Origin of the sequence: Bacillus sp. FJAT-27245, assembly GCF_001273955.1 — a bacterium.
Lineage (GTDB): Bacteria > Bacillota > Bacilli > Bacillales > Cytobacillaceae > Bacillus_D.
Map to the genome: position 1 here is coordinate 2,837,880 of NZ_LIGI01000001.1, position 24,201 is coordinate 2,862,080.

The 24,201-nt window shown below is 47.1% G+C and carries 30 protein-coding genes; 5 read left to right on the top strand and 25 right to left on the bottom strand.

What is annotated here, in order from left to right; genetic code table 11:
- Nucleotides 1–74: 74 nt before the first annotated feature.
- Genes ADU24_RS13925 through ADU24_RS13960 form a run of 8 tightly spaced genes read right to left on the bottom strand, consistent with a single transcriptional unit; the run spans nucleotide 75 to nucleotide 5,093 of the window.
- Nucleotides 75–824 (bottom strand): class I SAM-dependent DNA methyltransferase, encoded by a 750-nt coding sequence (locus ADU24_RS13925; RefSeq protein ID WP_053367204.1) that lies wholly within the window; start codon nucleotides 822–824, stop codon nucleotides 75–77.
- The gene (gene rsfS / locus ADU24_RS13930) at nucleotides 821–1,177 is read right to left on the bottom strand and encodes a ribosome silencing factor (protein WP_053367205.1); all 357 of its coding nucleotides are present in this window, start codon (nucleotides 1,175–1,177) and stop codon (nucleotides 821–823) included. The genes ADU24_RS13925 and rsfS overlap by 4 nt, the downstream gene beginning before the upstream one ends.
- The gene (yqeK, locus tag ADU24_RS13935; RefSeq protein ID WP_053367206.1) at nucleotides 1,174–1,746 is read right to left on the bottom strand and encodes a bis(5'-nucleosyl)-tetraphosphatase (symmetrical) YqeK; all 573 of its coding nucleotides are present in this window, start codon (nucleotides 1,744–1,746) and stop codon (nucleotides 1,174–1,176) included. The genes rsfS and yqeK overlap by 4 nt, the downstream gene beginning before the upstream one ends.
- Nucleotides 1,736–2,305, bottom strand: coding sequence for a nicotinate-nucleotide adenylyltransferase (locus ADU24_RS13940; RefSeq protein WP_053367207.1), 570 nt, complete (start codon nucleotides 2,303–2,305; stop codon nucleotides 1,736–1,738). The genes yqeK and ADU24_RS13940 overlap by 11 nt, the downstream gene beginning before the upstream one ends.
- A 22-nt stretch (nucleotides 2,306–2,327) precedes the next feature.
- Nucleotides 2,328–2,618 (bottom strand): ribosome assembly RNA-binding protein YhbY, encoded by a 291-nt coding sequence (gene yhbY, locus ADU24_RS13945; RefSeq protein ID WP_053367208.1) that lies wholly within the window; start codon nucleotides 2,616–2,618, stop codon nucleotides 2,328–2,330.
- Nucleotides 2,612–3,451: a shikimate dehydrogenase gene (gene aroE, locus ADU24_RS13950; RefSeq protein ID WP_053367209.1), complete on the bottom strand. Its 840-nt coding sequence runs from the start codon at nucleotides 3,449–3,451 to the stop codon at nucleotides 2,612–2,614. The genes yhbY and aroE overlap by 7 nt, the downstream gene beginning before the upstream one ends.
- Nucleotides 3,452–3,468: 17 nt before the next feature.
- Nucleotides 3,469–4,575, bottom strand: a complete 1,107-nt coding sequence (gene yqeH, locus ADU24_RS13955; protein WP_053367210.1) for a ribosome biogenesis GTPase YqeH — start codon at nucleotides 4,573–4,575, stop codon at nucleotides 3,469–3,471.
- 2 nt (nucleotides 4,576–4,577) lie between these two features.
- Nucleotides 4,578–5,093: a YqeG family HAD IIIA-type phosphatase gene (locus tag ADU24_RS13960; protein ID WP_053367211.1), complete on the bottom strand. Its 516-nt coding sequence runs from the start codon at nucleotides 5,091–5,093 to the stop codon at nucleotides 4,578–4,580.
- A gap of 487 nt (nucleotides 5,094–5,580) precedes the next feature.
- Between ADU24_RS13960 and ADU24_RS13965 the strand changes: the two genes are divergently transcribed.
- Nucleotides 5,581–5,721: a sporulation histidine kinase inhibitor Sda gene (locus ADU24_RS13965; RefSeq protein ID WP_053367212.1), complete on the top strand. Its 141-nt coding sequence runs from the start codon at nucleotides 5,581–5,583 to the stop codon at nucleotides 5,719–5,721.
- Nucleotides 5,722–5,792: 71 nt separating this feature from the next.
- Here the strand turns inward: ADU24_RS13965 and ADU24_RS13970 are convergent, their stop codons facing one another.
- Nucleotides 5,793–6,578: a phosphatidylserine decarboxylase gene (locus tag ADU24_RS13970; protein WP_053367213.1), complete on the bottom strand. Its 786-nt coding sequence runs from the start codon at nucleotides 6,576–6,578 to the stop codon at nucleotides 5,793–5,795.
- Nucleotides 6,579–6,778: 200 nt separating this feature from the next.
- Between ADU24_RS13970 and pssA the strand changes: the two genes are divergently transcribed.
- Nucleotides 6,779–7,318, top strand: a complete 540-nt coding sequence (gene pssA, locus ADU24_RS13975) for a CDP-diacylglycerol--serine O-phosphatidyltransferase (RefSeq protein WP_053367214.1) — start codon at nucleotides 6,779–6,781, stop codon at nucleotides 7,316–7,318.
- Nucleotides 7,319–7,372: 54 nt separating this feature from the next.
- Here pssA and ADU24_RS13980 read toward each other — a convergent pair whose 3' ends face one another.
- Nucleotides 7,373–9,172, bottom strand: coding sequence for a M3 family oligoendopeptidase (locus ADU24_RS13980; protein ID WP_053367215.1), 1,800 nt, complete (start codon nucleotides 9,170–9,172; stop codon nucleotides 7,373–7,375).
- Nucleotides 9,173–9,608: 436 nt separating this feature from the next.
- On the opposite strand from ADU24_RS13980, the gene ADU24_RS13985 reads away from it, so the two are divergent.
- Nucleotides 9,609–10,292, top strand: a complete 684-nt coding sequence (locus tag ADU24_RS13985) for a response regulator transcription factor (RefSeq protein ID WP_053367216.1) — start codon at nucleotides 9,609–9,611, stop codon at nucleotides 10,290–10,292.
- A gap of 136 nt (nucleotides 10,293–10,428) precedes the next feature.
- Here ADU24_RS13985 and sigK read toward each other — a convergent pair whose 3' ends face one another.
- Nucleotides 10,429–11,154 (bottom strand): RNA polymerase sporulation sigma factor SigK, encoded by a 726-nt coding sequence (gene sigK, locus ADU24_RS13990; RefSeq protein WP_053367217.1) that lies wholly within the window; start codon nucleotides 11,152–11,154, stop codon nucleotides 10,429–10,431.
- Nucleotides 11,155–11,365: 211 nt separating this feature from the next.
- On the opposite strand from sigK, the gene ADU24_RS23060 reads away from it, so the two are divergent.
- On the top strand, nucleotides 11,366–11,527 hold the full coding sequence (locus ADU24_RS23060; protein ID WP_156324584.1) for a hypothetical protein: 162 nt from the start codon (nucleotides 11,366–11,368) through the stop codon (nucleotides 11,525–11,527).
- 383 nt (nucleotides 11,528–11,910) lie between these two features.
- On the opposite strand, the gene ADU24_RS22635 is transcribed toward ADU24_RS23060, so the two are convergent.
- The 7 genes from ADU24_RS22635 to ADU24_RS14015 form a co-directional block, all read right to left on the bottom strand.
- A complete protein-coding gene (locus ADU24_RS22635) occupies nucleotides 11,911–12,051 on the bottom strand; it encodes a YrzI family small protein (RefSeq protein WP_082306921.1) in 141 nt (46 codons plus the stop codon).
- Nucleotides 12,052–12,070: 19 nt separating this feature from the next.
- Entirely contained in the window at nucleotides 12,071–12,211 is a 141-nt protein-coding gene (locus ADU24_RS22640; protein WP_082306922.1) for a YrzI family small protein, read from the bottom strand.
- A 459-nt stretch (nucleotides 12,212–12,670) separates the two neighbouring features.
- A complete protein-coding gene (locus ADU24_RS13995; RefSeq protein WP_053367218.1) occupies nucleotides 12,671–12,925 on the bottom strand; it encodes a YrhC family protein in 255 nt (84 codons plus the stop codon).
- Nucleotides 12,926–13,456: 531 nt separating this feature from the next.
- Nucleotides 13,457–14,590 (bottom strand): bifunctional cystathionine gamma-lyase/homocysteine desulfhydrase, encoded by a 1,134-nt coding sequence (locus ADU24_RS14000; protein WP_053367219.1) that lies wholly within the window; start codon nucleotides 14,588–14,590, stop codon nucleotides 13,457–13,459.
- 1 nt (nucleotide 14,591) lies between these two features.
- Nucleotides 14,592–15,515, bottom strand: a complete 924-nt coding sequence (locus tag ADU24_RS14005; RefSeq protein WP_053367220.1) for a PLP-dependent cysteine synthase family protein — start codon at nucleotides 15,513–15,515, stop codon at nucleotides 14,592–14,594.
- 24 nt (nucleotides 15,516–15,539) lie between these two features.
- Entirely contained in the window at nucleotides 15,540–16,235 is a 696-nt protein-coding gene (mtnN, locus tag ADU24_RS14010; RefSeq protein ID WP_053368938.1) for a 5'-methylthioadenosine/S-adenosylhomocysteine nucleosidase, read from the bottom strand.
- A gap of 18 nt (nucleotides 16,236–16,253) precedes the next feature.
- Nucleotides 16,254–16,892, bottom strand: coding sequence for a class I SAM-dependent DNA methyltransferase (locus ADU24_RS14015; RefSeq protein WP_053367221.1), 639 nt, complete (start codon nucleotides 16,890–16,892; stop codon nucleotides 16,254–16,256).
- A 172-nt stretch (nucleotides 16,893–17,064) separates the two neighbouring features.
- Between ADU24_RS14015 and ADU24_RS14020 the strand changes: the two genes are divergently transcribed.
- Nucleotides 17,065–17,271 (top strand): YrzA family protein, encoded by a 207-nt coding sequence (locus tag ADU24_RS14020; protein WP_053367222.1) that lies wholly within the window; start codon nucleotides 17,065–17,067, stop codon nucleotides 17,269–17,271.
- 29 nt (nucleotides 17,272–17,300) lie between these two features.
- Here the strand turns inward: ADU24_RS14020 and ADU24_RS14025 are convergent, their stop codons facing one another.
- The 7 genes from ADU24_RS14025 to ADU24_RS14055 form a co-directional block, all read right to left on the bottom strand.
- Nucleotides 17,301–17,969, bottom strand: coding sequence for a YrrS family protein (locus tag ADU24_RS14025; RefSeq protein ID WP_231689618.1), 669 nt, complete (start codon nucleotides 17,967–17,969; stop codon nucleotides 17,301–17,303).
- A gap of 150 nt (nucleotides 17,970–18,119) precedes the next feature.
- The gene (locus ADU24_RS14030; protein WP_053367224.1) at nucleotides 18,120–19,874 is read right to left on the bottom strand and encodes a peptidoglycan D,D-transpeptidase FtsI family protein; all 1,755 of its coding nucleotides are present in this window, start codon (nucleotides 19,872–19,874) and stop codon (nucleotides 18,120–18,122) included.
- A 61-nt stretch (nucleotides 19,875–19,935) separates the two neighbouring features.
- Complete coding sequence (gene greA / locus ADU24_RS14035; RefSeq protein ID WP_053367225.1) at nucleotides 19,936–20,412, bottom strand: transcription elongation factor GreA; 477 nt, start codon at nucleotides 20,410–20,412, stop codon at nucleotides 19,936–19,938.
- 227 nt (nucleotides 20,413–20,639) lie between these two features.
- Nucleotides 20,640–21,275 carry a uridine kinase gene (udk, locus tag ADU24_RS14040; protein WP_053367226.1) on the bottom strand — a complete coding sequence of 212 codons (636 nt, stop codon included), beginning with the start codon at nucleotides 21,273–21,275 and terminating at the stop codon, nucleotides 20,640–20,642.
- 1 nt (nucleotide 21,276) lies between these two features.
- On the bottom strand, nucleotides 21,277–22,545 hold the full coding sequence (locus tag ADU24_RS14045) for a peptidase U32 family protein (RefSeq protein WP_053367227.1): 1,269 nt from the start codon (nucleotides 22,543–22,545) through the stop codon (nucleotides 21,277–21,279).
- Between the two features lie 17 nt (nucleotides 22,546–22,562).
- On the bottom strand, nucleotides 22,563–23,492 hold the full coding sequence (locus ADU24_RS14050; protein WP_053367228.1) for a peptidase U32 family protein: 930 nt from the start codon (nucleotides 23,490–23,492) through the stop codon (nucleotides 22,563–22,565).
- Between the two features lie 5 nt (nucleotides 23,493–23,497).
- A complete protein-coding gene (locus ADU24_RS14055; RefSeq protein WP_053367229.1) occupies nucleotides 23,498–24,139 on the bottom strand; it encodes an O-methyltransferase in 642 nt (213 codons plus the stop codon).
- Nucleotides 24,140–24,201 lie beyond the last annotated feature (62 nt).

Here is a 24,201-nt window from a genome sequence, read left to right on the forward strand (position 1 = left end):
CGCCGCTTAGAAGTGATTTCCTTCTTTTTTTAAAAAAAATTGGCCAATTCCAAAAAGGATTGGCCATTTTGTATTTATTGTTTCTTGGCAATAAAGAAAATCCGTTCAGAATCGTTGTTTGGCGGGAAATTTTTGAAATCCGCCGTTATTGAAACAATGGTAAMCCCCGCCTCCTTGAGCCAGTCCGCATACACGCCAGTAGGATACGTCCTCTGATAATGGACCTCATCGAAGCGGTCATAGCGGCCGTCGGATTCATCGAGGACAAAAAAGCTGATTTCGTGTTCAACGCTATGCGGTTCACCTCCGCCAAAGCTATCCCAAATATACGATACACGGTCCCCGCTTAGGGAAAAGGAATGGTCAACAAAGCCATTTTCAATTTTTCCGGTAGAGTGGACATCAAATACCAGCAAGCCTCCTGGCGAAAGATGGACTGACGCCTGCCGGAACGTGCTTTTGACTGCTTCCTCTGTCGTTAAATAATTGAGTGAATCACAGAAAATCCCGATCATCCCATAATCTCCAGGCAGTTCATGCTGAGCCATATCCTGTTCGTAAAATGGAATGGTGAAACCGGCATCCTCGGATTTTGCCCGGGCTACCGAAAGCATATCCGCTGAAAGGTCCACCCCGGTAACGGAAAAGCCTTCCCCTGCAAACCGAAGTGATAGCTCTCCCGTTCCGCAGCCAAGGTCAAGAAGGGATTTCTCCCCATCTGGCCCAAATGTCTCCCAGGCGTTAAGGACCCACTCCACCCATTCATCGTACGGCGCATCTTCCATCAATTCATCGTACAAATAGGCGAAATGCCCGTAACTCATGGGTTTAGAACGCTTGAGATGTTTTCGAGCGGAGCATCTCCCCAAAGGCGTTCAAGATTGTAATACGTCCGCTCGTCGCGGTGGAACACATGGGCGACTACATCGCCAAGGTCAATTAAAACCCACTTCGCTTCGTCAAGGCCTTCAATCCTGCGGACACTAAAGCCATTCTCCCCGGCTTTTTCCTTGATTTCACGGGCGATTGCCTGTACCTGCTTATCTGAGTTTCCGTGGCAGATGATAAAGTAATCGGCAATCAGCGAAATCCCATTCATATTCAGGGCCAGGATATCCTCAGCCCTTTTATCATCGGCGGCCTTTACCGCAATCTGAAGCAACTCTTGCTTGCTCATTCATCAATCCTCCTGTTTTTTACGAGGTCATTATAGGTTAAAAAGGTTGCCGGGTAGACCGGCTGATTTTTTTTCATCAAAAATGAAATCGTGTTCCTGACCGACTGGATAAGCGCGAGCTCAAGGTTTTTCTCGGCCAGCTCGCGTGTCTCCTCGACACCGGGAAAATTTCGGCCTGGTTCGATATAATCGGCCAGGTAAACGATTTTTTCCAAAAGCGACATCCCCGGCCTGCCGGATGTGTGGTAGCGAATCGCATCCAATATATCCGGGTCGGTAACCCCCGCTTCCTTTTCAACGAGAAAAGCGCCGGCTGGGGCATGCCATAACTCCGGGCTATACTCAAGCAGGTCCTGTGGATACCCGTTTTCCAAAATAATTTTCTTCATTTCATCTTTCGGGCGGAACTTCGCATAATCATGGAAGATTGCGGCCAGCTCCGCCTTGTCCGGGTCTGCGCCGTACTTCCTGGCAAGCGCTATTGAAGTTTCAACGACCCCGAGCGTATGGACATAACGGTGTTCCGTCAATTGTCCTTTCACGATTTGCAAAGCTTTTTCACGTTCCATATAGTTTATTCTCCCCAATGTAACTGATGACGCGTTCCGGCAAAAGATATTGTACCGTTTTGCCTTCACGAAGCCTTTCCCTTATCATGCTTGACGACAGGTCGATAGCAGGAACCTCCACCGTTTCAATCGGATAAGGCGTCTCCATTGAGTAGCCCGGACGCTGGACGCCGACAAAAGTAACCAGATTCAAAAGCTCGTCAATTTTATGCCACTTCGGCAAATATTCAACCATATCGGCCCCAATAATAAAATAAAATTGGCAATCAGGGTACCTTTCGGCCAGGATTTTCATTGTTTCAAACGTGTAGGAAGGCCCCTGCCTTTCGAGCTCCGCCTTTTCCACCTTAAACAACTTATTCCCTTTTATCGCAGCTTCAAGCATCGCGACCCGGTCTGCATCCAATGCCCCGGCCGCTTTATGTTTATGGGGAGGTTCCTGGTTCGGCATAAACCATATTTCATGAAGGCCGAGGGAATGGCAAACCTCGTTGGCGATAATTAAATGGCCCTGATGCGGCGGATTGAATGTCCCCCCAAGAATGCCTACCTTTTTCATGAAGCCTCCTCCTTATTATGCCCTAAGGGAGCTGGATTTGTTTATTCTCAACAGATTCTTTGTAAAGGACGATTGTGTTTCCGATAATTTGGACAAGCTCGGCACGCGCCCCATTGGCGAGTTCCTCCGCGACCGTGTCCCTGTCTTCGTCACAGTTCTGAAGGACGCTAACCTTCAGTAACTCCCTCGCTTCGAGGGCTTCGGCAATCTGCTTGACCATGTTGCTGTTCACTCCGCCCTTTCCTACTTGGAAAATAGGGGTAAGGTGATGGGCCTTGGAACGGAGAAACCTTTTTTGCTTTCCTGTTAACATATAGCACCTCCTAGTTGTTTCAGTACGGTTTTACGCATCCTGTCCGCATCCGGCTTGATTCCCGTCCACAGTTCGAAGGCTAGGGCGCCCTGATGGACAAACATCCCAAGGCCATTCATTGTCCTCGCTCCCCGCAGGCGGGCCTGTTTCAGGAATTCCGTTTCGGAAGGATTGTAAATAATATCGGCGGCATGCACCCGCTTATTCAGGTTGTTGAGGCCAATCGGGCTCACGCCTGTTTCCGGGTGCATCCCGACAGAAGTTGTCTGGATGACCATATCGTACTCATTGATTCTTTCGGCCGCTTCTTCCATTGTAAGCGCCCTGGACGGAACGCCCAATTTCGATTCGCCTGTTAGCGAGTCCGCTTTCGGAAGGCTGCGATTGCAAATATCAATCACCGCCGGCCTTGTTTTTTCAAGGGTAAAATAAATCGCCCTTGCCGCCCCGCCAGCGCCGATTACGAGAATGGCTGGATTTTCAAGCGGAGGAAAACCTTCCTCAAGGCTCTTCAGGAATCCGGGCCCGTCCGTATTATAACCGGCAAGCTGCCCATCCCGGTTAACGACTGTATTGACCGCGCCTATTTCTTTTGCTAGCGGGTCGATCCAATCCAAAAGAGGCATAATGTCCGTTTTGTATGGAATCGTTACATTGAACCCCGCCGCCCCGATTGCCTTTAAACCGGAAACAGCTTCCTGTAACCGTCCCTCTTCAACAAGGAAGGGATGATAATGCGCGTCAATCCCGTACAGGCTGAACAGATCATTATGCATATGGGGCGAAAGGGAGTGTGCAATCGGATTCCCGATAACGCCAAAAAGCTTTTTCACCGAAATTCCCCCTAAACCTAAATAAGCGACTTCCGCAGCATCGTCTGGACGCCCCGGGGAACATAGGCAGTTACTTTCGCCCCTGGCTCATTGACTGTTACCCATCCAAGCCCGGAAAAGACAATATCGGTCTTAGGTTCCCTGATTGAATACTCCTGTTTTACAAGCTCGGGGAATGTGTCAAGCTCATCACTGTTAGGCGGCGTCAGCATTTCCCCGACATGGCGTTTATACAGCTCATCGGCGTTTTCCGTCTTTGTCCGGTGGATGCCGAGGTCATTGGAAAAATGGCAAACAAGCGCCCTTCTGCCGCCCGCGGTGTAATCAAGCCGGCCGAGGCCGCCGAAGAACAATGTCTGCCCCTCATTCAGCTGATAGACCTTTGGCTTTATTTCCTTTTTCGGGGTAATGACCTTCAAGTCCTTTTTGCCGACGTAGTGCGCCATCTGGTGATGATTGATAATTCCCGGGGTATCGATGAGGGCTTTTCCGTCATCAAGCGGTATTTTGATGATGTCCAAGGTTGTGCCGGGAAAGTGGGATGTTGTAATAACATCCTGGCCACCGGCTACATCACGGATAATCCTGTTGATAAACGTTGATTTACCGACATTCGTACAGCCGACAACGTACACATCCCTGCCCTGCCGGTAGGAATCGATTGCCTCTGCCGTTTCCCTGATATTTTGTCCTTTAGCCGCCGAAATGAGGAATACATCTTCTGCCTGGAGGCCGAGTTCCTTCGATTCATGTTTCATCCAATTGATCAGCTTATTGTGCTTGACCGATTTTGGAAGCAAGTCAACCTTGTTTCCAACAAGGAGGATCTTATTGCCGCCTGCAAAGCGGTGCATTCCCGGAATCCAGCTGCCATTGAAGTCGAAAATGTCAACAATTTTCACAATCAAGGCGTCCGTCTTTCCAATTTGGTTCAAAATTTCCAAAAAATCATCATCGGTCAGGCTGACATCCTGAACCTCATTGTAATGCTTTAGGCGGAAGCAGCGCTGGCAAATGATCTGCTCCTTCCCTAAAGAGGAAGCGGGGGCATAGCCGAGTTCGTCCGGGGACTCCGTCTGGATGGCTACCCCGCATCCAATGCAAATATCACGTTCCTCGTCCACTGTTAAACCTCCCAATCAATCATTCCTTTTTTTCGGAAAAAATTCAGGATCCTGCGCTCAATCTTCCGGTTGAATCGTGTGAAAAATCCATCGGTCTGCGCTACGGGAACCACTAATATCGTATGGAACCCGCCCCGGTTCCCACCGAAAACATCCGTCAATAACTGGTCTCCAATCACGACCGTTTCTTCCCGTTTCAGCCCCATCCGTTCAACCGCTTTCCTAAAAGCCCGGGTCATCGGTTTCCTTGCCTGGAAAATAAACGGAATCCCTAATGGGTCGGAGAATGATTTTACCCGCTGTTCATTATTGTTCGAAACGATTGTTACGAGAATATCATTTTTCCGCATCTCATCAAACCATTCAATCAATTTAGGCGTAGCCAGCGGCCTGTCCCATTCTACAAGGGTATTGTCGAGATCGGTAATAATTCCTTTAATGCCCTTATCTTTCAACTGTTGAGGAGTAATCTCAAAAATATTCTTTACATGCTCAGTGGGCAGGAAAAGGTTTAGCATCGTAAACACCCCGTTTTAATATCATAAGGTTGGCAATGTTACCATCATAACCAATTTTGACATAGGTTTCAAAAACATTTTTCCCAAACTCACTCTTTTACTTCAAATTCGGGAATCGATAGGACTCGGAGCTATTCGCGACCACTATATGAAAATTGCCGAAAACAGGATTGAAAATTCTTCCGTTTCATATATTTACGCGCTAAAAAATGTCAAAAAGATGAAAATAGCCAGAAAAACTTTTCGACAAATTCGGCGCCATCGTAACATGTGGATAACTTTATCAACATTATACCACTTGCTACTATCACCTTTTTCCCAATTATAAACAACTTAATCACAGGTTATCCACCGGTTGCTGTGGACAATAGGAACGATTGTTCTGCCCCCTTTTTTTTGTTAGATTAAGGATAACAACATTGAACTTACCATTATATGCAGCCACTGTGTTTTTAGACACATATTTTAACAGGGGGTGAATTCTGGCATGCGCAAACTGTCGGATGATTTGTTGATCGAGTCCTATTTTAAGGCAAGAGAACTGAACCTAAGCCCTGATTTTATTCGTCTTATCGAAAAGGAAATCCAGCGCCGCTCTTTATCACATAAAGTCAGGGCATCCTCCTGACAAAGCCCCATTCCTGGGCTTTTTTAATATATAAAAAAACGGCGCTGCGATAGCGCCGTTTTTCTACTCTATTAACGTGTCCCAAGCGTCCCAACCTTTTCTCCCATCCGGATATCAAATGGGGTGGAAATCGATTGTTCCGGAATGAAACAGCCTTTTTCAAACAGAAGGACAATCGTTGACCCAAAACTGAAATAAGCCATTTCTTCCCCTTTTTTCAGTTCGCTGCCCTCATGCGTCGTCTCAATGGAATTGACAAACATCGCACCGACCTTGACGACGGCAACCATTCCTTTGGCTGTTTGGATTTCCGAAATCATCCGGTAATTTTTTGACAAGGTGTCCACGCCATATTTCAGGCCCCACTTATTTACCGGATACGATTTGGTCCCAAGCTCCCACTGCCGTTTCACTTCCCCGTCGACAGGGCTATGGATGCGGTGGTAATGGCTCGGACTTAAATAAAAGATCATGTACGTTCCATCCATATATTTTTCAGCCGTTTGCCTGTCTCCGACCATGTCAATGACGGAATAGATTTTCCCCTTTACTTCCATTTCACTGTTCGGCTTGATTGTGCCGATGTCCTCGATAACGGCATCGACAGGGCTGACGACAGAAAATTCCCCCTGGTCAACCGGACGCGAGCCAGGCTTCAGCTTTCTGATAAACAAGTCGTGCAATGTCGGAAATTCGGCAAGCGGCGTCTCCATTTCTTCGGTATTGAGCCTGTATGCTTTTGCAAAGCGGGCAACGGCCCTCCTGCTCCTTGGGGACCTTGAAAATTTCCTTAGAAGCGAAGATGTCCATTTTCCATTTGTTAACTCGATGAAAAGCCTGTAGATGGGCTGAAACAATGTACTTACCTCCAAATAGTGTAAATATACTCTTTACGAACCGTCATAAAAGACTTAAAATAGAAGTATGATAGGTTAATGATTAAAACCAACGGATAATTAGCGCGCTAGAATTGGGAACCTTGGCCACTGCCTTTGTTTCTTCTTTCTTATACCGGACTTTCCATTAAGGAAGCCGGATAGCAAAAAGGAGTGAGGATATGTTTTTATTGGAAGTAGTAGACCAGACAGTCAAAAAACTTAAAACACAGACAGCCAATGTCCTGACATTGTTGAATTTATCGCTTGGTGGATTTGCAATTATATTTACGATGCACGGAAATCTAAGGCTCAGCCTTCTGCTTATTTTCATCGCCGCGCTCGCGGACAGGTTCGACGGCATGGTTGCCAGGAAATTCAATATCGAATCCGATTTGGGAAAGCAATTGGATTCCATGAGTGATATTATATCATTTGGCGTGGCGCCTGCACTATTAATATATCAGGGAATCTTATCTGAATTTGGCGGCCCGGGTTCGTTTTTCACAATTTTCTTCATTGCCTGCGGAGCCTTCCGCCTGGCCCGATTCAATATCACCGAAAGCAACGGCTATTTCACAGGTTTGCCGATCACGGCTGCCGGATGCCTGGTTACACTCAGTTTCCTTGCCATCCCTTACGCTCCGCCGCAAACATTCCTGTTTGTCGTTATGGTACTATCTTTCCTGATGGTCAGCCCATTTAAACTTAAAAAGGTTTAATAGCCAAAAACACCCCGGCAGCCACTCGCTGCGGGGTGTTTTTTTACGAAAAAATTAAAGGTCCTTTGTCAGTTCAAGGAATTCATGGACATCATCCATGCAAAGCTTAATGGCACTTGCCCAGAAGTCCTGTTTTGTCAAATCTGCCCCTAGATGCTTCTCAGCCAGCTCCTCGACTGTCATCGATGCTGTATCCTTCAGGAGCGCGATATACTTCTCTTCATACCCGCTTCCTTCCTCGAGCGCCCTCGCATAAATGCCGAGCGAGAACAGGTAACCGAACGTATACGGGAAATTGTAGAACGGCACGCCCGTGATAAAGAAATGGAGCTTTGAAGCCCAGAATGTAGGATGGTATTCTTCAAGAGAATCGAGAAATGCCTCGCGCTGTGCTTCTTCCATCAATTCATTCAGGCGGGAAGCACTGACAAAGCCCTTTTTCCGCTCTTCGTAAAAGCTCGTTTCGAACAGGAATCTTGCATGGATATTCATAAGGAACGCGACTGAACGCTGAACCTTGTCATCCAGGAGTGCAAGCTTCTCTTCTTCGGTCCTGGCGTTTTTCACAGCGGCGTCAGCGACGATCATTTCCGCGAATGTTGATGCCGTTTCCGCGACGTTCATCGCATAGCTCCGGTTAAGCAAATGCAAATCCCTCATAGCATACGTGTGGAAACCATGCCCCAATTCATGGGCCAGGGTCGAAATATTTGAAGGCGTTCCGGAATACGTCATGAAAATCCTTGATTGCTTCGATTCAGGGAAATACGTATGGAACCCACCCGGCGCTTTCCCCGGCCTGTCTTCCGCTTCAATCCAATTATTTCCAAACGCGTGTTTGCTGAAAGAAGTCATTTCCCCGCCAAATTTGGCAAATTGCTCAAGGATGAATTCCGCCCCTTCATGATAAGGCACCTTTGAATCCGCGCTTCCAAACGGCGCATCCTGGTCATACCAGCTAAGCTTCTTGGCCCCCATCAATTCAGCCCGGCGCTTTAGATAAGCCTTCAATGGCTCCTTATTGGCGGTAATCGCCCCCCACATTGCATCGAGCGTCTCTTTTTTCATCCGGTTGTAATCAAGCGGCTCTTTCAGGAAATCATCCCAGCCCCGTAATTTATACACATTGAGACGGAATCCTGCCAGGTGGTTAAGGATTTTCGCCAAATAATCGGCATTTCCTTCCCATGCCTTCTCCCAAGCTTCAAAAACAGACTTGCGGACATTCCGGTCAGGGCTGGAGAACAGGTTCGCAGCCTGGCCGACAGACAGTTCCTTCGTTTCTCCATCCTTTGAAAAATGGACCTTTGTTTTGCCGACGACCATGTCGTACATTTGTCCCCACGCATGGTAGCCGTCAATTCCGAGGGCGTTGATTGCTGCCTCCTCGGCATCGGAAAGCTTTTCGGCGGCCCGTTCCCTTCGCTCAGTCAGAACGAATTCCAATTCCTTCAGCCTGCCATCTTCCATCAGCGCCTTCCATTGTTCCTCATCAATTTTGGCGAGTTTTCCATCGAAAACTGTGAGCGCGGTCTGGAAGGAAGCGTTCAGGCCAGTCGCCTTGGCAAGGAGTTCGTGAGCCTTTTTATCTTCGGTGTTCTGCGCCTTCAGGCAGCTAAGGAAAGCCCCTGCCTGCCGGGTCTTCATCGCGGTTTTTTCAAAGAGGGCGATCAGGCTGCCCAATGCTTCGGCATCCCCTGCCCCGCCTTTTGGCTCCCATTTTCCCACTTCGCCAAAAAATAAATCGATTGATTCTTTTGTGTTTTCGAGGTGGCGTTGGAACTCTTGTGAAGAGCTGCCGCCTGGAAAAAATACATCGAGATCCCATACATCCGAATAAGTTGCGTTGACCATTTTAATCCCCCTTGTCTTTTTTTGATGCAGCCCATTGGCTACGGAAATATGTACCATTCCATTATAGAATATTTTCAGAAGATTACCAATTCGGAAGTTTCATACTTTCAATCGAAAGGGCCGCCATCATGGCAGCCCGGCATCCTCCTAGCATGGCCGGCCACAGAAATACCACCAGCCCCCAAACAGAAGGATAATAATTAAGAGAATGATGAAAAGCGCGTATAGAAAACCATAACCCCCACCAACGGGCCCATATGGGTATGCATATGGATAAGGAGGGTATGGATACCCATAAAACATGGCATTCACCCCTTTCTTTACTATAGAGTATGTACAGGGCGCAATCCTGCATGGGCGAAAAAAATACAATCTTTTGGAATGGCTTCCTATATAATGGAGATAAGGTATATGCGAACAGCCGGGAGTTGGTATCTTGAAAACGATTGTCCTTATCGACGATGAACAGAGAATGCTCGATTTGCTTTCACTTTATCTTTCGCCACGCGGATTCCATTGCATTGCATTTACTTCCGCCCTTTCAGCCCTCAAATATTTGGAAAGCGGGAAAGCAGACCTCGTCATGCTCGATGTCATGATGCCGGAAATGGATGGCTGGGAAGCCTGCGGTGAAATCCGTAGACATTCCGATGTTCCGATTATCTTGCTGACGGCACGGACGGAAAAGCCTGATATCGTAAAAGGGTTAAAACTTGGGGCAGACGATTATATTTCAAAACCTTTTGACGAGGAGGAACTTTTTGCACGGATTGAAGCGGTCATGCGAAGGAAGAACCCAGTGGGCGCCACCCTTTCATTCAAGGGGCTTGTCCTGAACCAGGCCTCCTTTGAACTTGTCTATGAGGGCCAGCCTATTTCCCTTACCCCAAAAGAGTTTTCCATCCTTGCGATTTTATTAAAAAACAAAAACAAGGTGTTCACGCGTGAACATTTGCTTGCAGCCGTTTGGGGATTTGCCGCATCAACGGAAGACCGGACAGTCGATTCGCATGTCCGCAACTTGAGGGACAAGCTGCGAAAGGCAGGTTTCCCGGTGGACGGCCATTTTACGACCGTCTGGGGAATTGGCTACAAATGGGTAGACAAACCCGGCTCTTGAATTAAACTTGGGGCTGCAGTTCAATCAATGGGCGGGTTGCTGGCATTGGAGCCCGCTTACGTTTAAGAACTCCAACGGCATGTGAACTGGAATGAGCTGAAAGTATTTCTCATTTCAAGTAAAAAGACAGCTGCTGTCAGCTGCCTTTTCCTTTTTTCCGCCGATCTTTCTCGGCCCGGTAAAATTCGTGGAACATCTTCATTAGCGCGCGCTTTTCAATCCTTGAAACATAGCTCCGGGATATGCCCAGTTCCTTGGCAATTTCGCGCTGTGTTTTTTCTTTTTGCAAATCAAGCCCAAACCTTCCGACAATGACTTCCTTTTCCCGGTCGTCGAGCACTCCGATATATTGCTTGATTTTTTCCAGCTCCATGTTCAACTGGATGGTTTCAATGACATCTTCGGATTCCGACTTCAAAACGTCAATAAGGGAAATTTCGTTTCCTTCCTTATCCTGGCCAATCGGGTCATGAAGGGAAACATCCTTTTTTGTTTTCTTTAAGGCTCTTAAATGCATAAGTATTTCATTTTCAATACAGCGGGCGGCATAGGTGGCCAGCTTCGTGCCTTTGCCTTCCGAATAGCTTTCAATCGCCTTGATAAGCCCGATTGTCCCGATTGATATGAGGTCTTCGGCATCCTCTCCGGTATTTTCGAACTTTTTTACGATATGGGCGACAAGCCGAAGATTGTGTTCAATGAGGAGGTTGCGCGCATTCGCATCCCCCTGCGCCATCAGCCTTAAGTACTTTTTTTCATCGGCAGAAGACAGCGGCTGCGGGAAAGCATTGTTTTTCACATAGGAAACGAGAAACACGACTTCCTTAACCAAGTAACCGAGGGCAGCCAGTATACCGGACATACTCAATCCCCGCTTTCTGCTCAGCTTGTGTTTTACCTAACTCTATGTAAAAAAAACGGGAAAAGTGTCTGTCCGCCCAAATTTTCTACCAAATTCCTGTATTGGAAAAATCAACCTAAAGGCACGAAAAACAAACAATATGACTCGCTTTTGGCAAATGGACATCATAGGAAGCGGATTGTAGAATAGAAGGGAAAGAGGGGGAAAAGAATTGGCTGAAAAAATCGTTTTATTGCTTGTTTTAATAATTGTCATACTAGCTACAGCTGCACAGCTGATCTTTGGGGAATTATCGGCGACAAGGGGGCTTGCAGCTGCCGGGGCAGTCCTCCTTGTCGTATACCTCTGGGTCAGGCCGAAACGGCGGGGTTAACAAATAAGAAAAAAGCATTAACCCAAAGGCTAATGCTTTCTCTCTTATTAATCCTCTACGCTTACCTCGGCGGCAATAATGCAGCCAATTACTCCGGTAACAATCAATACTAAAGCCATCAAGAACATAACCTGCACCCCTTGCTCTATCTGTTATCTATATCTTAATTATAGTATATATAGTAGTTACCGTACAGCCATGTGGCGTTTTTACCTGCTGGCCTGGCCTTCTTTCTTCAGACGAACGAAAAAACAAAGTAAAAAACAATGGATAGGCATGCACTTTCCCCCTTTCGGAAATCGATTACGCCGTATCTTTCCAAATCCAATACCAGCCTCTTTTGTTCTGCATTAAAAATATCATGCCATATTTCCCCTTTCCTGTTAAAGTGGCCTGTAAAGATTGAGTGCACGGGCTTTGTTTTCCTCGTGGATTTTCCTGGAATGCTCCATGGCAATCAATTCTTCCGGGCTATAAATCCTCTTTTTAATTGTAATTGTTAAGAAAAAAAGTTGAAGTGTCATCTACTTTCACCACCTTTACTTAAAACGGGCGGTACAATGAAAATTGGCGATTTCTGTTTTCCTCGGTAATTTTCTCAATACGCTCCCGCCTGATTATTTCTTCCGGGTCCATTTGCCGCTTCGAAATTGTAATTGTCATAAAAAAAATGTTTAACGTCATCCCACTCACCCCCTATATGCCATATCCTTTTTAATTGCACAAAAAAAGCCACAGAAAGAATCATTTCCCTGCGGCATACCCCACCCCTCAAGCCAGCCCTTTTATAGTGGGCAGACTTCGGCGAGTAAAGGTTATTTTGAGCATAAAAATGCCGCGGGCACAGTTCTCCCGCGGCATGGACATGGCTAATTTAACAAACTTACTTGTTAGGCAATCCAGTTCCTGAAGGCAGAACATGCATGATTTTCATATGAAGTTTTGTTTCCGTTGTAAAACTTAATCATGGTAATGCCTCCTTCCTGAATAATTTACCAACTATAGCCATTATATACACTGCAAAGATGAATGTAAACCTTTTTGATGAAAAATATTCATTTGTTTCATATTTATGGTAATTTTTTATGAAGTGTTTCGAGGAAAACGCAAAAAAAATACGCCCATTAAGTGGGCGTTGCGACTTTATTGGAAATACTCTTCCCCATCTTCATGTTCCATTAGTTGTTCCCTGTATGCCTTTGATCTCAAGAATGCGAGAATCGAAGCCGCAAGGAAAACAAGAGACGAGACGGACATGCCGGCTGCATCCTTTAAGCTCGCGGATGCTGTAGGAAGAATAGCGCCTATATAGAAAAATGAGCCCGCTGCCAAAAGGACAATTCCAAACCATTTGGTATCGGTCATTTTTTCAAACAGTTCTTTTGCCTGTAGTTGCATCTGCTCACCTGCTTTTCTAAAAGAATACTAATCTAATTTAACATATTTTTACGGTTAGTGAGCAATGTAATTATTAACATTGTTGGAACATTCATTTTGCTGGGTGCAAAACTACTGGAGACAGTTGCATGGGTCCGGTTTGAGTCCCATCTTTTTTGGAAATTAGCAGAACTTGGTTACTCAAATGGGGTTTGAGTGACATTCTCTTCATATCTTGGAAGGTGAGTCAAAAGATACCTCGTGTTTGGACAGCTAAGTGGATTTTCGGGGGTTAGGTGTCCAAAGATATCCCTTGTTTGGACGGCTAATTGAGGTTTTGCAGCTTCAGTGTCCAAATGAAGTATTCGGACAGCCCATAGCATTTACGCAACCTCGCTGTCCAAACGAATTTTGGCCAGACAATATCATTCAAATAGGGGTTAATCGACTTCATTTTTCCCCGAAGCGACACTCAACCCCACAGCGCCTGGCCTTTCGCAAAACAAAAACAAAACGCCGGCCTCGAAAAACGGGGCCGGCGTTACAAATTGGCTATTCCAATGCGTTTTTAAGATCCTCAATGAGATCCTCGGCATCCTCGATCCCGACGGAAATTCGGACGAGGCCATCCGTAATGCCGAGTTCGGCGCGTCTTTCAGCCGGAATTGACGCATGGGTCATCCGGGCAGGTACAGAAATGAGGCTTTCTACAGCACCAAGGCTTTCCGCAAGGGTAAAGTATTTAACCTTGCTAAGCAGCTGATCGGCCTTTTCAGCGCTGCCTACATCGAATGAAACCATACCGCCGAAACCACGCGATTGCTTCTTGGCAATTGCATGATTTGGATGGGTTTCCAGTCCCGGATAAAAGACCTTTCCTACCCCTGGATGGTTGACAAGGAATTCAACGATTGCCTTTGTATTGGCTTCACTTTGTTCCATCCGGATTCCGAGTGTTTTGATTCCGCGCATCATAAGCCACGAATCCTGAGGACCAAGCACGCCTCCGGTGGAGTTTTGGACGAAATGAAGCTCCTGGGCCAGCTTTTCACTGTTTACGACTGCAAGGCCCGCGACAACATCGCTATGGCCGCCAAGGTATTTCGTCGCGCTGTGGAGGACAATGTCCGCTCCAAATTCGATTGGAGTTTGCCAATAAGGGGTCGAAAACGTATTATCGACAATTGTCAGCAGCCCATTTTCTTTCGCTAGCTTCGCAACTCCCTCGATGTCTGTGATTTTCATAAGCGGATTTGTTGGCGTTTCAAGATGGATGGCTCTCGTATTCGGCTTGATTTCTTTTTCAATGTTTTCAAGATTGCTAGTGTCCACAAAAGTACTATCAATGCCCAAACGGTTCAGAACCTTTGTCATGACGCGATAAGAGCCACCGTAGACGTCGTCTGTCAAAATGACATGGTCGCCGGAATTAAAGAGCATCATGATAGCCGTCATCGCCGCCATGCCTGATCCAAACGCAAAGCCGGCATGTCCGCCTTCAAGGTCTTTAATCAGTTCTTCAAGGGCATGCCTTGTCGGGTTGCCGGTCCTGGAGTATTCAAAACCCTTATGGCCCCCGACTCCCTCCTGCTTATATGTGCTAACCTGGTAAATTGGCACGGAAACGGCTCCGGTGAATGGATCGATTGGTATGCCTGCGTGAATCATTTTCGTTTTTCTTTTCAATTTATATCCCGCCTTCATAGATTTTTTTGCTTAAGTACCGCTCGCTTCCATCGGGAAAAATGACGACAATATTCGTTCCATGCGCGGCTGTTTTGGCTTCCTGCAGCGCCGCATGGAAAGCCGCACCGGATGAACTTCCGACAAGCAGCCCTTCTTTGGCGGCCAGTGCCTTGACATAGCCGAACGCATCTTCATCAAGGACAGTATGGATTGCGTCGAAATAGTTTTTGTCCATGAAGCCGGTCAGAAATTCCATTCCGATGCCCTCCGTTTTATGCGGGCCGGGCTCCCCGCCGTTCAGGATTGAGCCTTCAGGTTCAACGATCACTGTTTTGATGCCATTATTTTTTTCCTTTAGGTAACGGGCGGTCCCCATGAAGGTGCCCCCTGATCCCGCACCCGCCACAAATATACCAATATCCCCATCCACTTGCTCCCATAGCTCGGGACCAAGGGTTTTGTAATACGTTCCGGGATTCGCAGGGTTCTCAAACTGTTGAGGGCAATACGAGCCGGGAATCTCATCGAGCATTTCCTTCGCTTTTTTGATTGCGCCCTTCATGCCCTCTTCAGTTGGCGTATGGACAACTTTCGCACCAAGCGCTTTCATGAGCTCCTGCTTTTCAAGGCTGAATTTCGCGGGGATGCAAAAAATTACCTGAATGCCTCTTTTAATGGCGGCAAGCGCAAGGCCAATGCCTGTATTTCCAGCGGTCGGCTCAATAATTGTTCCGCCTTCCTTCAGCCTGCCGCTCTCGAATGCTTCACGAAGCAATTCGATGCCGAGCCTGTCTTTGACACTCCCGCCCGGATTCATAAACTCAAGCTTGGCAAAAATCCTGACCCCTTCAGGAAGCGTAAATGAATTAATTTCAACGACGGGCGTATTTCCAATCAATTCATGGACGCTGCTATAAACCTTCACTATTTCTCCCCCCGCTTCCCGCTTTTATTTAAGGGCTGATACCATTTTCATGACAAGCGTTGCCGAATGGAGCGCAGCCTTATGAAGGAACTGGTCAAAGGAAACATTCGACTCCTTGCCTGCGATATCCGAAAGTGAACGGATGATGACAAACGGCACCTTGAATTGATGGGCAACCTGGGCAATCGCGGCCGCTTCCATTTCAACCGCCTGTAATCCCGTAAATTTCGTCCTTATAAATTCAACCCTATCCGGATCTTCCATAAACGAATCGCCTGTCGCAATCATCCCTTTGACAGTCTGGATATCTTCAATTTCATCCGCTGCGGATTCGGCAATTGCAACAAGCTTTTCATCCGCAATAAACGCGGGAGGTAGCTCAGGAACCTGTCCATATTCATAGCCAAATGCGGTAACATCGACATCGTGGTGGCGCACTTCGGTCGAAATAACCGCATCGCCAACTTCAAGGGAAGGATCGAATCCTCCCGCCGAACCAGTGTTGATGACGCAGTCGGGTTTGAATCTTTCCAGGAGGATGGCGGTCGACATCGCCGCATTCACTTTCCCAATGCCGGAACGGAGAAGGATTACGTCCACTCCGTCCATTTTGCCCAAAGTAAATTCACAGCCTGCGATGACCTCACTGGATTTCCCTTCAATATTGTTCCTTAATAACGCGACTTCCTGCTCCATCGCTCCAATAATGGCAATTTTCATCATGAAACCTCTCTTTTTCTAAATTTTTTCACCTTCCATCACCCAGACAAAGTCATTGCATCTGGAAAAGCTGGCGCGAAAGCCGCTCTCTTCCAAAATCGACCTTAGGACAGGAATCGTTGTGTAGTATTCCCGTTGAAGGTCTGCAGCCAGGTTGTGGAAGCCCTTTTCTTTTGCTTGATCAATTGCGTTTTTGAACGCTTCGGCAGATTCATACATTGTATCCGCAAATACTATTTTACCACCGTTCGGCAAAAGTTTTCCATAAAGGGCTACAGCCTGCCGTTTTTCTTCGTCGGTCAGATGGTGGAAGGCATAGGTGCTTACGAGTGTAAAAGGCTTTTCAACTTCAGGAAACGCCAGGAAGTCACCATCGAGAATAAGCGTCTTCCCATCAAGTTTAGCCTCCGCTATTTTCCTCATTGCAGGTGAGGGTTCAATTCCGGTTACCTTCAGCCCCTTGTCCAGCAGCCTGCCCGTCAAGTTCCCGGTGCCGACGCCGAACTCGATTACGTGCCCGGTTGACCGTTCGGCCACCTCATCAAGAATCCGGCTGTAATGCCTGAATACTTCTTCATACTCTTTATCGTGGCCTTCTACACTTTCGTCATAGGAATCTGCCCACACTTCGAATAAATCAAGAAATTCCCTGCCCATATATTCACACGCTCCGCCTCTTTTAAACTTATAATTCCTATTGATATACTATGAATTAAAATAAATCATGTTCCCAATTTACCATATCCCCTCCAATTGTTCAACAATCGAATTGCCACTTTTCCACTGTAGGGCTAAAATAGTAGTGACCAAAACAAAGGGAGGGGTTCCGGTGAATCTGCAGTTTGACTTGATCGAGGATAAAATTGAATTTTTTGGGGCGGCAGATCTAAAAACCCTCGAGAAGAAGATAGCCACACAGATTGAGATAAACAAGGCTATCATGCTGCGCGTCCATTCTGTTTCACACCAGATGCATGTCAATGAAGAAGGAAAACCGTATTTTTCCGCAGCGGTCCATTTTAAGCTAAAAAAATAGCAAGGGCGTGAACACAGCCCCTGCTATTATTATTTTTTATCATTTTCATACAATTCTTCAACTTTGACAGGCTTATAGCCCTGGCCGTCAACCCACTCGATGTATACACGGTAAGCCTGGTCGCTCCCTTTCGCTGTGACCGTGCCAATTGCCCCGCCTTCCTTGCTCCGATCCCTCTCAAGCCACCATGTCGTCATATTCCCTTTGTCCGTACCGATGGCGTAGGCGAGTGCGTTATGCATTTCATCCCAATCCGGGGAACTGCTGTCGACAACTACTCGATGGTCGCCGGACTGGCTAGTGCCCACAGGCTTCCAATCCGGATTTTCAATTGTCCTTTTTACATTCGGGGAACTTCCTCCCTCTGTTATAACGGGCTCCCCGCCAGCATCCTCATCCGTTTGGCTATCATCATCCGACTGGCTATTATCATCATCCCCGGCAGTAGAATCGGCATCGGAGGAGTCCTTTCCTCCACTTTTTCCTCCGGCCTCACCGTTGTTCGCACCGCCGGCCTTTTCTCCCACTTGCGCTTTGTCCGGGTTTTTCGGCGCGGCATCGTCATTCCCCGCAAAGATTGAAAAACCAACAACGAGAATGAGAAGAATAACAATTGCAATTAAGCTATTTAAAATGATATTTGTCTTTTTTCTTTTTTCCCGGTATCGAAAACGGGATCGATTTGAAAACTCATCCATTGACATGGCCTCCCTAAGAAAGATTGACATTATTCTATCATGAGAAGCGGGAAAGATGAAGAATTAACCTATCTTTAACAAGTAGTGAACTAGCGCAATGGGGGGCTTGTTGGGTTATATAGAGAAATAAGGAAATATATTTTTCCTTTATCAGTGTTCGTTTCGGCTATGTAAAAAGCTTGCCATTTCGGCAAAGAGGGGATTTACTCCTCCTTCGTTTTCCTTTACATCGAGGTTTACCACAACGAGGGCATATTTCGGTTTCCCATACGGAAAATACCCAGCAAACCACTTATTATGCAATTGGTCGTCCCCAATATACTTTCCGGTTTCCGCTGTTCCTGATTTCCCGGCAACTTCATATGGGAGGGATGAAAACCATCTGCCTGTTCCCTGGCTATCCGTCACGACATTCCTCAGCATCTGCTGCAGTGTGAGCGCCGTTGCGGTTGATAGCGTCTTCCCGGGAATCGGCGTTTGCGGAAATTCATACATCGTCGCCCCATTTTTGTATTCAATCGCCGAAACAGCCCGGACATGCTGTTTTATGCCATTTCTTGCGATTGTCGCCATCATATTTGCCACAGCCAGCGGGGTCGCCCTTACTTCTTTTTGGCCTATGCCGGTAAGCGAGACGAAATTGTCGTCCTTACGTTCACTTTCTTTTAAAAAAATACGCCCGTTTTCCTCCCCATCGAGCTGGCGGAAATGCGAAAAATGAAAAACATTCCCTTCCCACCCCACTCCGCCTGTAAGCGAAAGCATCGACGCATAGTCCTCGATCATTCCAGGGTTGATTGCCTTCAGCTCCTTCGCAAGCGTCGCAAATGTATTATTGCAGCTGATGGCAAAGCTCTCCGAAAAATTCCTCAACCCGTATTGATGGACCGGATCGGGCTTCCCATTCACTTTCCTGCTGCAATCAAATAGCCTTGATGAGTCGGCAAGTCCATGATCTATAGCCGCTGCAGCAATTGCCGTTTTAAACACTGATCCCATAATTTGTTCCTTCAGCATCACATTATCGAGGCCGCCTCCACCAAAGGGGTTGCCCGGTTTTGCGGCGGGACGTGAAACAAGGGCAAGGATACTGTTTGATTCAATATCCAGCAGGGCAATGCCGCCTTTTTTTATTCCATGGCCGTCAGCAAGCTGTTCAGCCTTCTTTTGAATATCAAAGTCAACGGTCGTGCGGATATTGGCAGGGCAAAATTGATTTTGCTCCACTTTCAACCGAACCTTCGCGCCAAACAGGGGATTCCCCCTGCCATCGACATGGTAGACAAGGCTTGAATCGTCCTCGCCGATTAAAAAGGAATCGAAACTCTTTTCAAGCCCGGATACGCCAACTGGAGTACGGGTGGAAAGGCTGTTGTCTGGATAGCGCTTCCTGACTTCATGTTCATTTTCCCCGACAATGCCGAGCAGCTGCCTTGCCGGTTGCCATTCATCCGTTATTTTCCGTTCTACGGCAAAAACCCCTGGTATCTTCAAGGCATTGATTTCGGTTACTTCACGGGGGGATAATTGGATGGGGCTTGGCGCTCCAAAGGCGAACGGTTTTTTTGCCTGTTTGACGCTTTCCAGCAACTCTTCTACTGGCAATCCAACAATCTGGGCAACCTTCTCTGCTTCCCATTCCATATGTTTTAAAAAAGGGAATAAAATCAGGACAGGTATTGTCTTTTGGCCAATCGGGCTGCCGTTCCGGTCAAGGATGTTCCCCCGTCCATTATCCAAGGGTGCTATCTGGGCCCTTTGCCTGACACTTTCTTCAAGGAGGTTGATATGCCGGCTGGAAAAGCTTTCGGGCTGAACCAATTGAATTTGGGCTAGGCGGCATAGCAACAGAAAAATACCGAAAAAAGATAGGATTCCGATTGCCAAAATACGTTTTTTTGTCATAAAAAAACACCTCGTCAAAAGCTTTGACGAGATGCCTTTATTTCAAACGCATAATTGGTTCCTATTTGATTAATGTAATCTTAACCGTCATTTCCCCGCCAGGTGTCTGGACGGATACGGTATCGCCGACTTTTTTGCCCATCAGGCTTTTGGCGATTGGCGAGTCATTCGAAATTTTCCCCTCAAACGGATCTGCTTCCGCGCTGCCCACAATTGTGTAAGTTTCTTCGTCCCCATCAGGCAGTTCCACGAATGAAACGCTCCGGCCAAGGGTCACGGAATCACCGGTGATTTCACTTTCATCGATGATCTTGGCATTCCTGATCATATTTTCAAGCGTGGTGATGCGCCCTTCCACAAATGCCTGCTCTTCCTTCGCGGAATCATATTCCGAGTTCTCGGACAAATCGCCGAAGCTGCGGGCAATCTTAATGCGTTCCACCACTTCTTTGCGCTTGACTGTTTTTAAGTGTTCAAGCTCCTGAACCAATTTATCTTTACCAGCCTGGGTCATTGGAAATACTTTCTCTGTTGCCAATGTGTTCACTCCTTCTATTCTGTTCAATCATTGATTTCTTTTTCATATGTAAGGAGCCGTTTCCTGCTCCTACAAAAGGAGGCCAGCCTGTCCAAGGCCGCCTCTCCTTTCTGTCCGGGGGCCAGCGCCAACGATGAAGTTGGGAGCAGCCTCCCGCCCCCAATCGCTCTTCCATACCCTGGTTACCCGGAAATAAATTTCCATTTCTCTATTCCTATGCTATTGTGTCATAAAATAGACTTTTGTTCAAGAATAGTTTGAATTTTTGTTACCATTAAATCAATCGCAACATGATTGTGGCCGCCTTCGGGAATGATGACGTCAGCATAGCGTTTGGTCGGTTCGATAAACTGGTTGTGCATCGGCCTTACAACGCTGACATACTGGTCGATTACCGATTCCACCGTTCTTCCCCGCTCCTGGATATCACGCTGCAGTCTCCTCAAGATCCGGATATCCGCATCCGTATCGACAAATAGCTTAATATCCATCAGGTTTCTGAGCCGCTCGTCCTCGAGGATCAGAATGCCCTCCAGAATAATGACATCCTTTGGCTCGACATGGATTACTTCTTTTGACCTCGTATGCTGTGAATAGTCATAGACGGGCTTTTCAATCGGCTCCCTGTGGAGGAGCATTTTTAAATGCTCAATCAGCAGGTCATTATCGAAAGCAAGCGGGTGGTCATAGTTTGTTTTCAGGCGTTCTTCAAATGGAATGTTGCTTTGGTCTTTGTAATAATAGTCCTGTTCGATCATCAGGATTGAATGGCCCTTGAAGCTGTCAAAAATCGCTTTTGTAACGGACGTTTTGCCCGATCCGGACCCTCCGGCCACCCCGATGACAACTGGTTTGCGTTCCATGCTAGTTCTCCTTCCGCATCATGTTGTTCGGGTATACCCGCTTGTTAAGCTGGAATTTAACGATTTGCAATGGGTGGCGGGCGGCGTCTAGCTCATTCCCTTTCTCATCCCAAATCTTTTCAATGACAGCGTTGAAGTTTTCAATTTCGGGACCGAAAAATTCAACTTCATCTCCTGGCTTGAAAAAATTCCGCTGCTGCAGGGTCACAATGTTGGTCTCTTTGTCATAATCAAGGACAAGGCCGGCAAAATCGAAGCTTGTCTTTTTGCTATGATTGCCAAACATTTGCTCTTTATACCCTGGCACGCCTTCAAAGAATGCCGGGGCCGTCTCCCTGTTGGCGCATTTGTCCAGCTCCTCGATCCATTCCTGCCTGATCGAGAAGTTATCCGGATCCGCGCAGTACGCATCAATCACTTTGCGGTATACACTGACGACTGTTGCAATATAATGGATTGATTTCATCCTGCCTTCAATTTTAAGGCTGTCGATGCCAAGCTCAATCATTTTTGGGATGGATTGAAGCAAATTCAAATCCTTCGGGCTCATGGCAAAAGGTGAATCTTCCCCTGCAAAAAGAGGCTTTTCCCCTTCTCCCTCCAGCTTATACAAATCATAATCCCAACGGCACGATTGGCAACATCCGCCCCGGTTCGAGTCCCTGGCAGTCATATGGTTGCTGAGTGTGCATCTTCCTGAATAGGCAATGCACATAGCGCCATGGATGAACGTTTCTATTTCGATGTCGACCTTTTCCTTCATCTCGCGAATCTCTTCCGCACTCGTTTCACGGGCAAGGACGACACGCTCAAGGCCCTCTTCCTTCCAAAATTGGACGGCTTTCCAGTTGGAAAGTGATTGCTGTGTGCTCAAATGCACCTCAACACCAGGCGCCACCCTGCGGCATGTTTCGATAATGAGCGGATCGGCCACGATGATTCCGGCAACCCCCGCCTCTTTCAGGCCAATAAGGTATTCTTCGAGGCCGTCAATATTTTCATTATGGGCGAAGATATTCGTTGTTACATATATTCTGGCGCCATATTTTTTAGCGAATTCGACGCCTTCTTTCATTTCCTCGAAGGTGAAATTATCCGCATTTGAACGGAGGCCATATTCCTGGCCGCCGATAAAGACTGCATCCGCTCCGTAATGGACGGCGATTTTCAGTTTTTCAAGGTTCCCGGCTGGGGCAAGCAGTTCGGGTTTTTTGACAATGACCCGCTTGCCATCAATGATTTCTGATAGTCTATCCTTTACCACGCTCACGGCCAACTACCTCCTTATTAATAGACCGTTTCTTTAAAGAAGAATCCGGTATCAAGCGGCCTTGACGGTGGCTGGATTTCCTCGATTCTTTCCAAAAGCTCGCCCTTGGCGTCTTCGTATTTATCCGGATCTTCACAGTAAAGGTCAATTGCCTGCCTATAAAGGCGTGTAACCTCTGCAAGATAGTCTGGGGTTTTCAATATCCCGTCTATTTTAAACGAGTCAACTCCGGCTTCAATCATGTCCTGCAGCTCGTCGATGATGCAAATATCATTCGGGCTCATAATATGCGTACCGTTTGAGTCTTCAAAAATCGGGTACTTATTGCCGCGTTCTTTATCATGGAGGAACATATCCTTTTCAAGAATACGATTTTCAACCTCCATCGACTTGCCTTGATAAAGGAAATAGTTGCCCAGCAACGACCGTTTTGATTGGAACATGCAGCTCATCCCATGTACTTGTACCTCGATCTCCACTTCGGCGTTTTCCTTTATTTCGACGATTGCATCCATATTGATTTCCCGCGCGAGAACAGCCCTTTTTGCGCCTTTCCTGCCCCAATAATTGCATGTATACCAGTTAGTGGCCGTCGTTTCGGTGTTCCAGTGAAGCTTCAGATTCGGCGCTGCTTCACGTGCCGCCATTAAAACGGCTGGATCACCGAAAATGACCGCATCCGCCCCGGCTTCATTGGCAAAGGCAAGGTATTCGGCCAATTCGCCCACTTTTTCATTGTGGAAAATGGCGTTCATCGACACATACACTTTCTTCCCTTTCGAATGTCCGAGCCTGATTGCTTCCCGCACATCTTCACGGCTGAATTCGCCAGCGAGCCTAAGGGCATACCTTTCTTCGCCAACGACAAACGCATCTGCTCCGGCATCCGCCAGTGGTACAATGTCCTGTATGCTTGTCGGTGTAACAAGCAATTCCGGTTTCTTCATTTCCTTCACCTCTTTTTATAGCTGACTGCCACTCCATCGCCAACAGGGAGGATTGTTGTCACATAGTCTTCCAGCCCTGTAAGCCATACATTATAGCCGTGTATTTTACCCGCAAGCTTCCCTAGCCTTCCGTTCTCCGTTTCACTGTCATACACAAGCCCTTTGAACAGAACATTGTCCGTAATCATAATTCCTCCGGCTCGCAGAAACGGTGCATATAAGGAAAAGAATTTCTGGTATTGCCCCTTGGCGGCATCTATGAAAATCGCATCAAACGGCGCGAATGCTTCCACTTCGCCGGCGGCTTCAAGGGCATCCCCGAATAGGAGCTCGACCTTTTCTGAAGCGCCCGCGGCTTCGACATTTTTCCGTGCCACGCTGTAGCGATCTTCGTCCCGCTCAATCGTAATAATTGCCGTCTGGGGAAGAGCATCCGCCATCCGGAGGGCCGAGTAGCCGATGGCAGTTCCAATTTCAAGGATTCTTTTCGAATTATGGATTCTCAAAATCTGGAGCACCGCCTCCATTCCCGCCGGCTCCATTATTGGAACATGATGTTCTCTCGCATATTCCTCCATTTTTGCAAATAAGCCTTCCCGGGGAGGAATCAGGCTTTCCAGATATGTGTGCAGCTTTTCATCCAACATATTTACCACTCCGAAATTTATGGCATGTCCTTCTTTAAACATGAAAAAATAGCGTTCACAGC

Coding starts and splice junctions, on each gene's coding strand:
- yhbY (WP_053367208.1), bottom strand. CDS start 2,618: ATGTTAACAGGAAAGCAAAAAAGGTTTCTCCGTTCCAAGGCCCATCAC.
- rsfS (WP_053367205.1), bottom strand. CDS start 1,177: ATGAGCAAGCAAGAGTTGCTTCAGATTGCGGTAAAGGCCGCCGATGAT.
- ADU24_RS13995 (WP_053367218.1), bottom strand. CDS start 12,925: ATGCAACTACAGGCAAAAGAACTGTTTGAAAAAATGACCGATACCAAA.
- yqeK (WP_053367206.1), bottom strand. CDS start 1,746: ATGGAACGTGAAAAAGCTTTGCAAATCGTGAAAGGACAATTGACGGAA.
- pssA (WP_053367214.1), top strand. CDS start 6,779: ATGTTTTTATTGGAAGTAGTAGACCAGACAGTCAAAAAACTTAAAACA.
- ADU24_RS14030 (WP_053367224.1), bottom strand. CDS start 19,874: ATGACAAAAAAACGTATTTTGGCAATCGGAATCCTATCTTTTTTCGGT.
- ADU24_RS14055 (WP_053367229.1), bottom strand. CDS start 24,139: ATGTTGGATGAAAAGCTGCACACATATCTGGAAAGCCTGATTCCTCCC.
- ADU24_RS14015 (WP_053367221.1), bottom strand. CDS start 16,892: ATGGGCAGGGAATTTCTTGATTTATTCGAAGTGTGGGCAGATTCCTAT.
- sigK (WP_053367217.1), bottom strand. CDS start 11,154: ATGTCCGGTATACTGGCTGCCCTCGGTTACTTGGTTAAGGAAGTCGTG.
- ADU24_RS13960 (WP_053367211.1), bottom strand. CDS start 5,093: ATGCTAAACCTTTTCCTGCCCACTGAGCATGTAAAGAATATTTTTGAG.
- udk (WP_053367226.1), bottom strand. CDS start 21,275: ATGGAACGCAAACCAGTTGTCATCGGGGTGGCCGGAGGGTCCGGATCG.
- ADU24_RS14050 (WP_053367228.1), bottom strand. CDS start 23,492: ATGAAGAAACCGGAATTGCTTGTTACACCGACAAGCATACAGGACATT.
- ADU24_RS13940 (WP_053367207.1), bottom strand. CDS start 2,305: ATGAAAAAGGTAGGCATTCTTGGGGGGACATTCAATCCGCCGCATCAG.
- ADU24_RS13965 (WP_053367212.1), top strand. CDS start 5,581: ATGCGCAAACTGTCGGATGATTTGTTGATCGAGTCCTATTTTAAGGCA.
- mtnN (WP_053368938.1), bottom strand. CDS start 16,235: ATGAAAATTGCCATTATTGGAGCGATGGAGCAGGAAGTCGCGTTATTA.
- ADU24_RS22635 (WP_082306921.1), bottom strand. CDS start 12,051: ATGACACTTCAACTTTTTTTCTTAACAATTACAATTAAAAAGAGGATT.
- ADU24_RS14025 (WP_231689618.1), bottom strand. CDS start 17,969: ATGGATGAGTTTTCAAATCGATCCCGTTTTCGATACCGGGAAAAAAGA.
- ADU24_RS13980 (WP_053367215.1), bottom strand. CDS start 9,172: ATGGTCAACGCAACTTATTCGGATGTATGGGATCTCGATGTATTTTTT.
- ADU24_RS22640 (WP_082306922.1), bottom strand. CDS start 12,211: ATGACGTTAAACATTTTTTTTATGACAATTACAATTTCGAAGCGGCAA.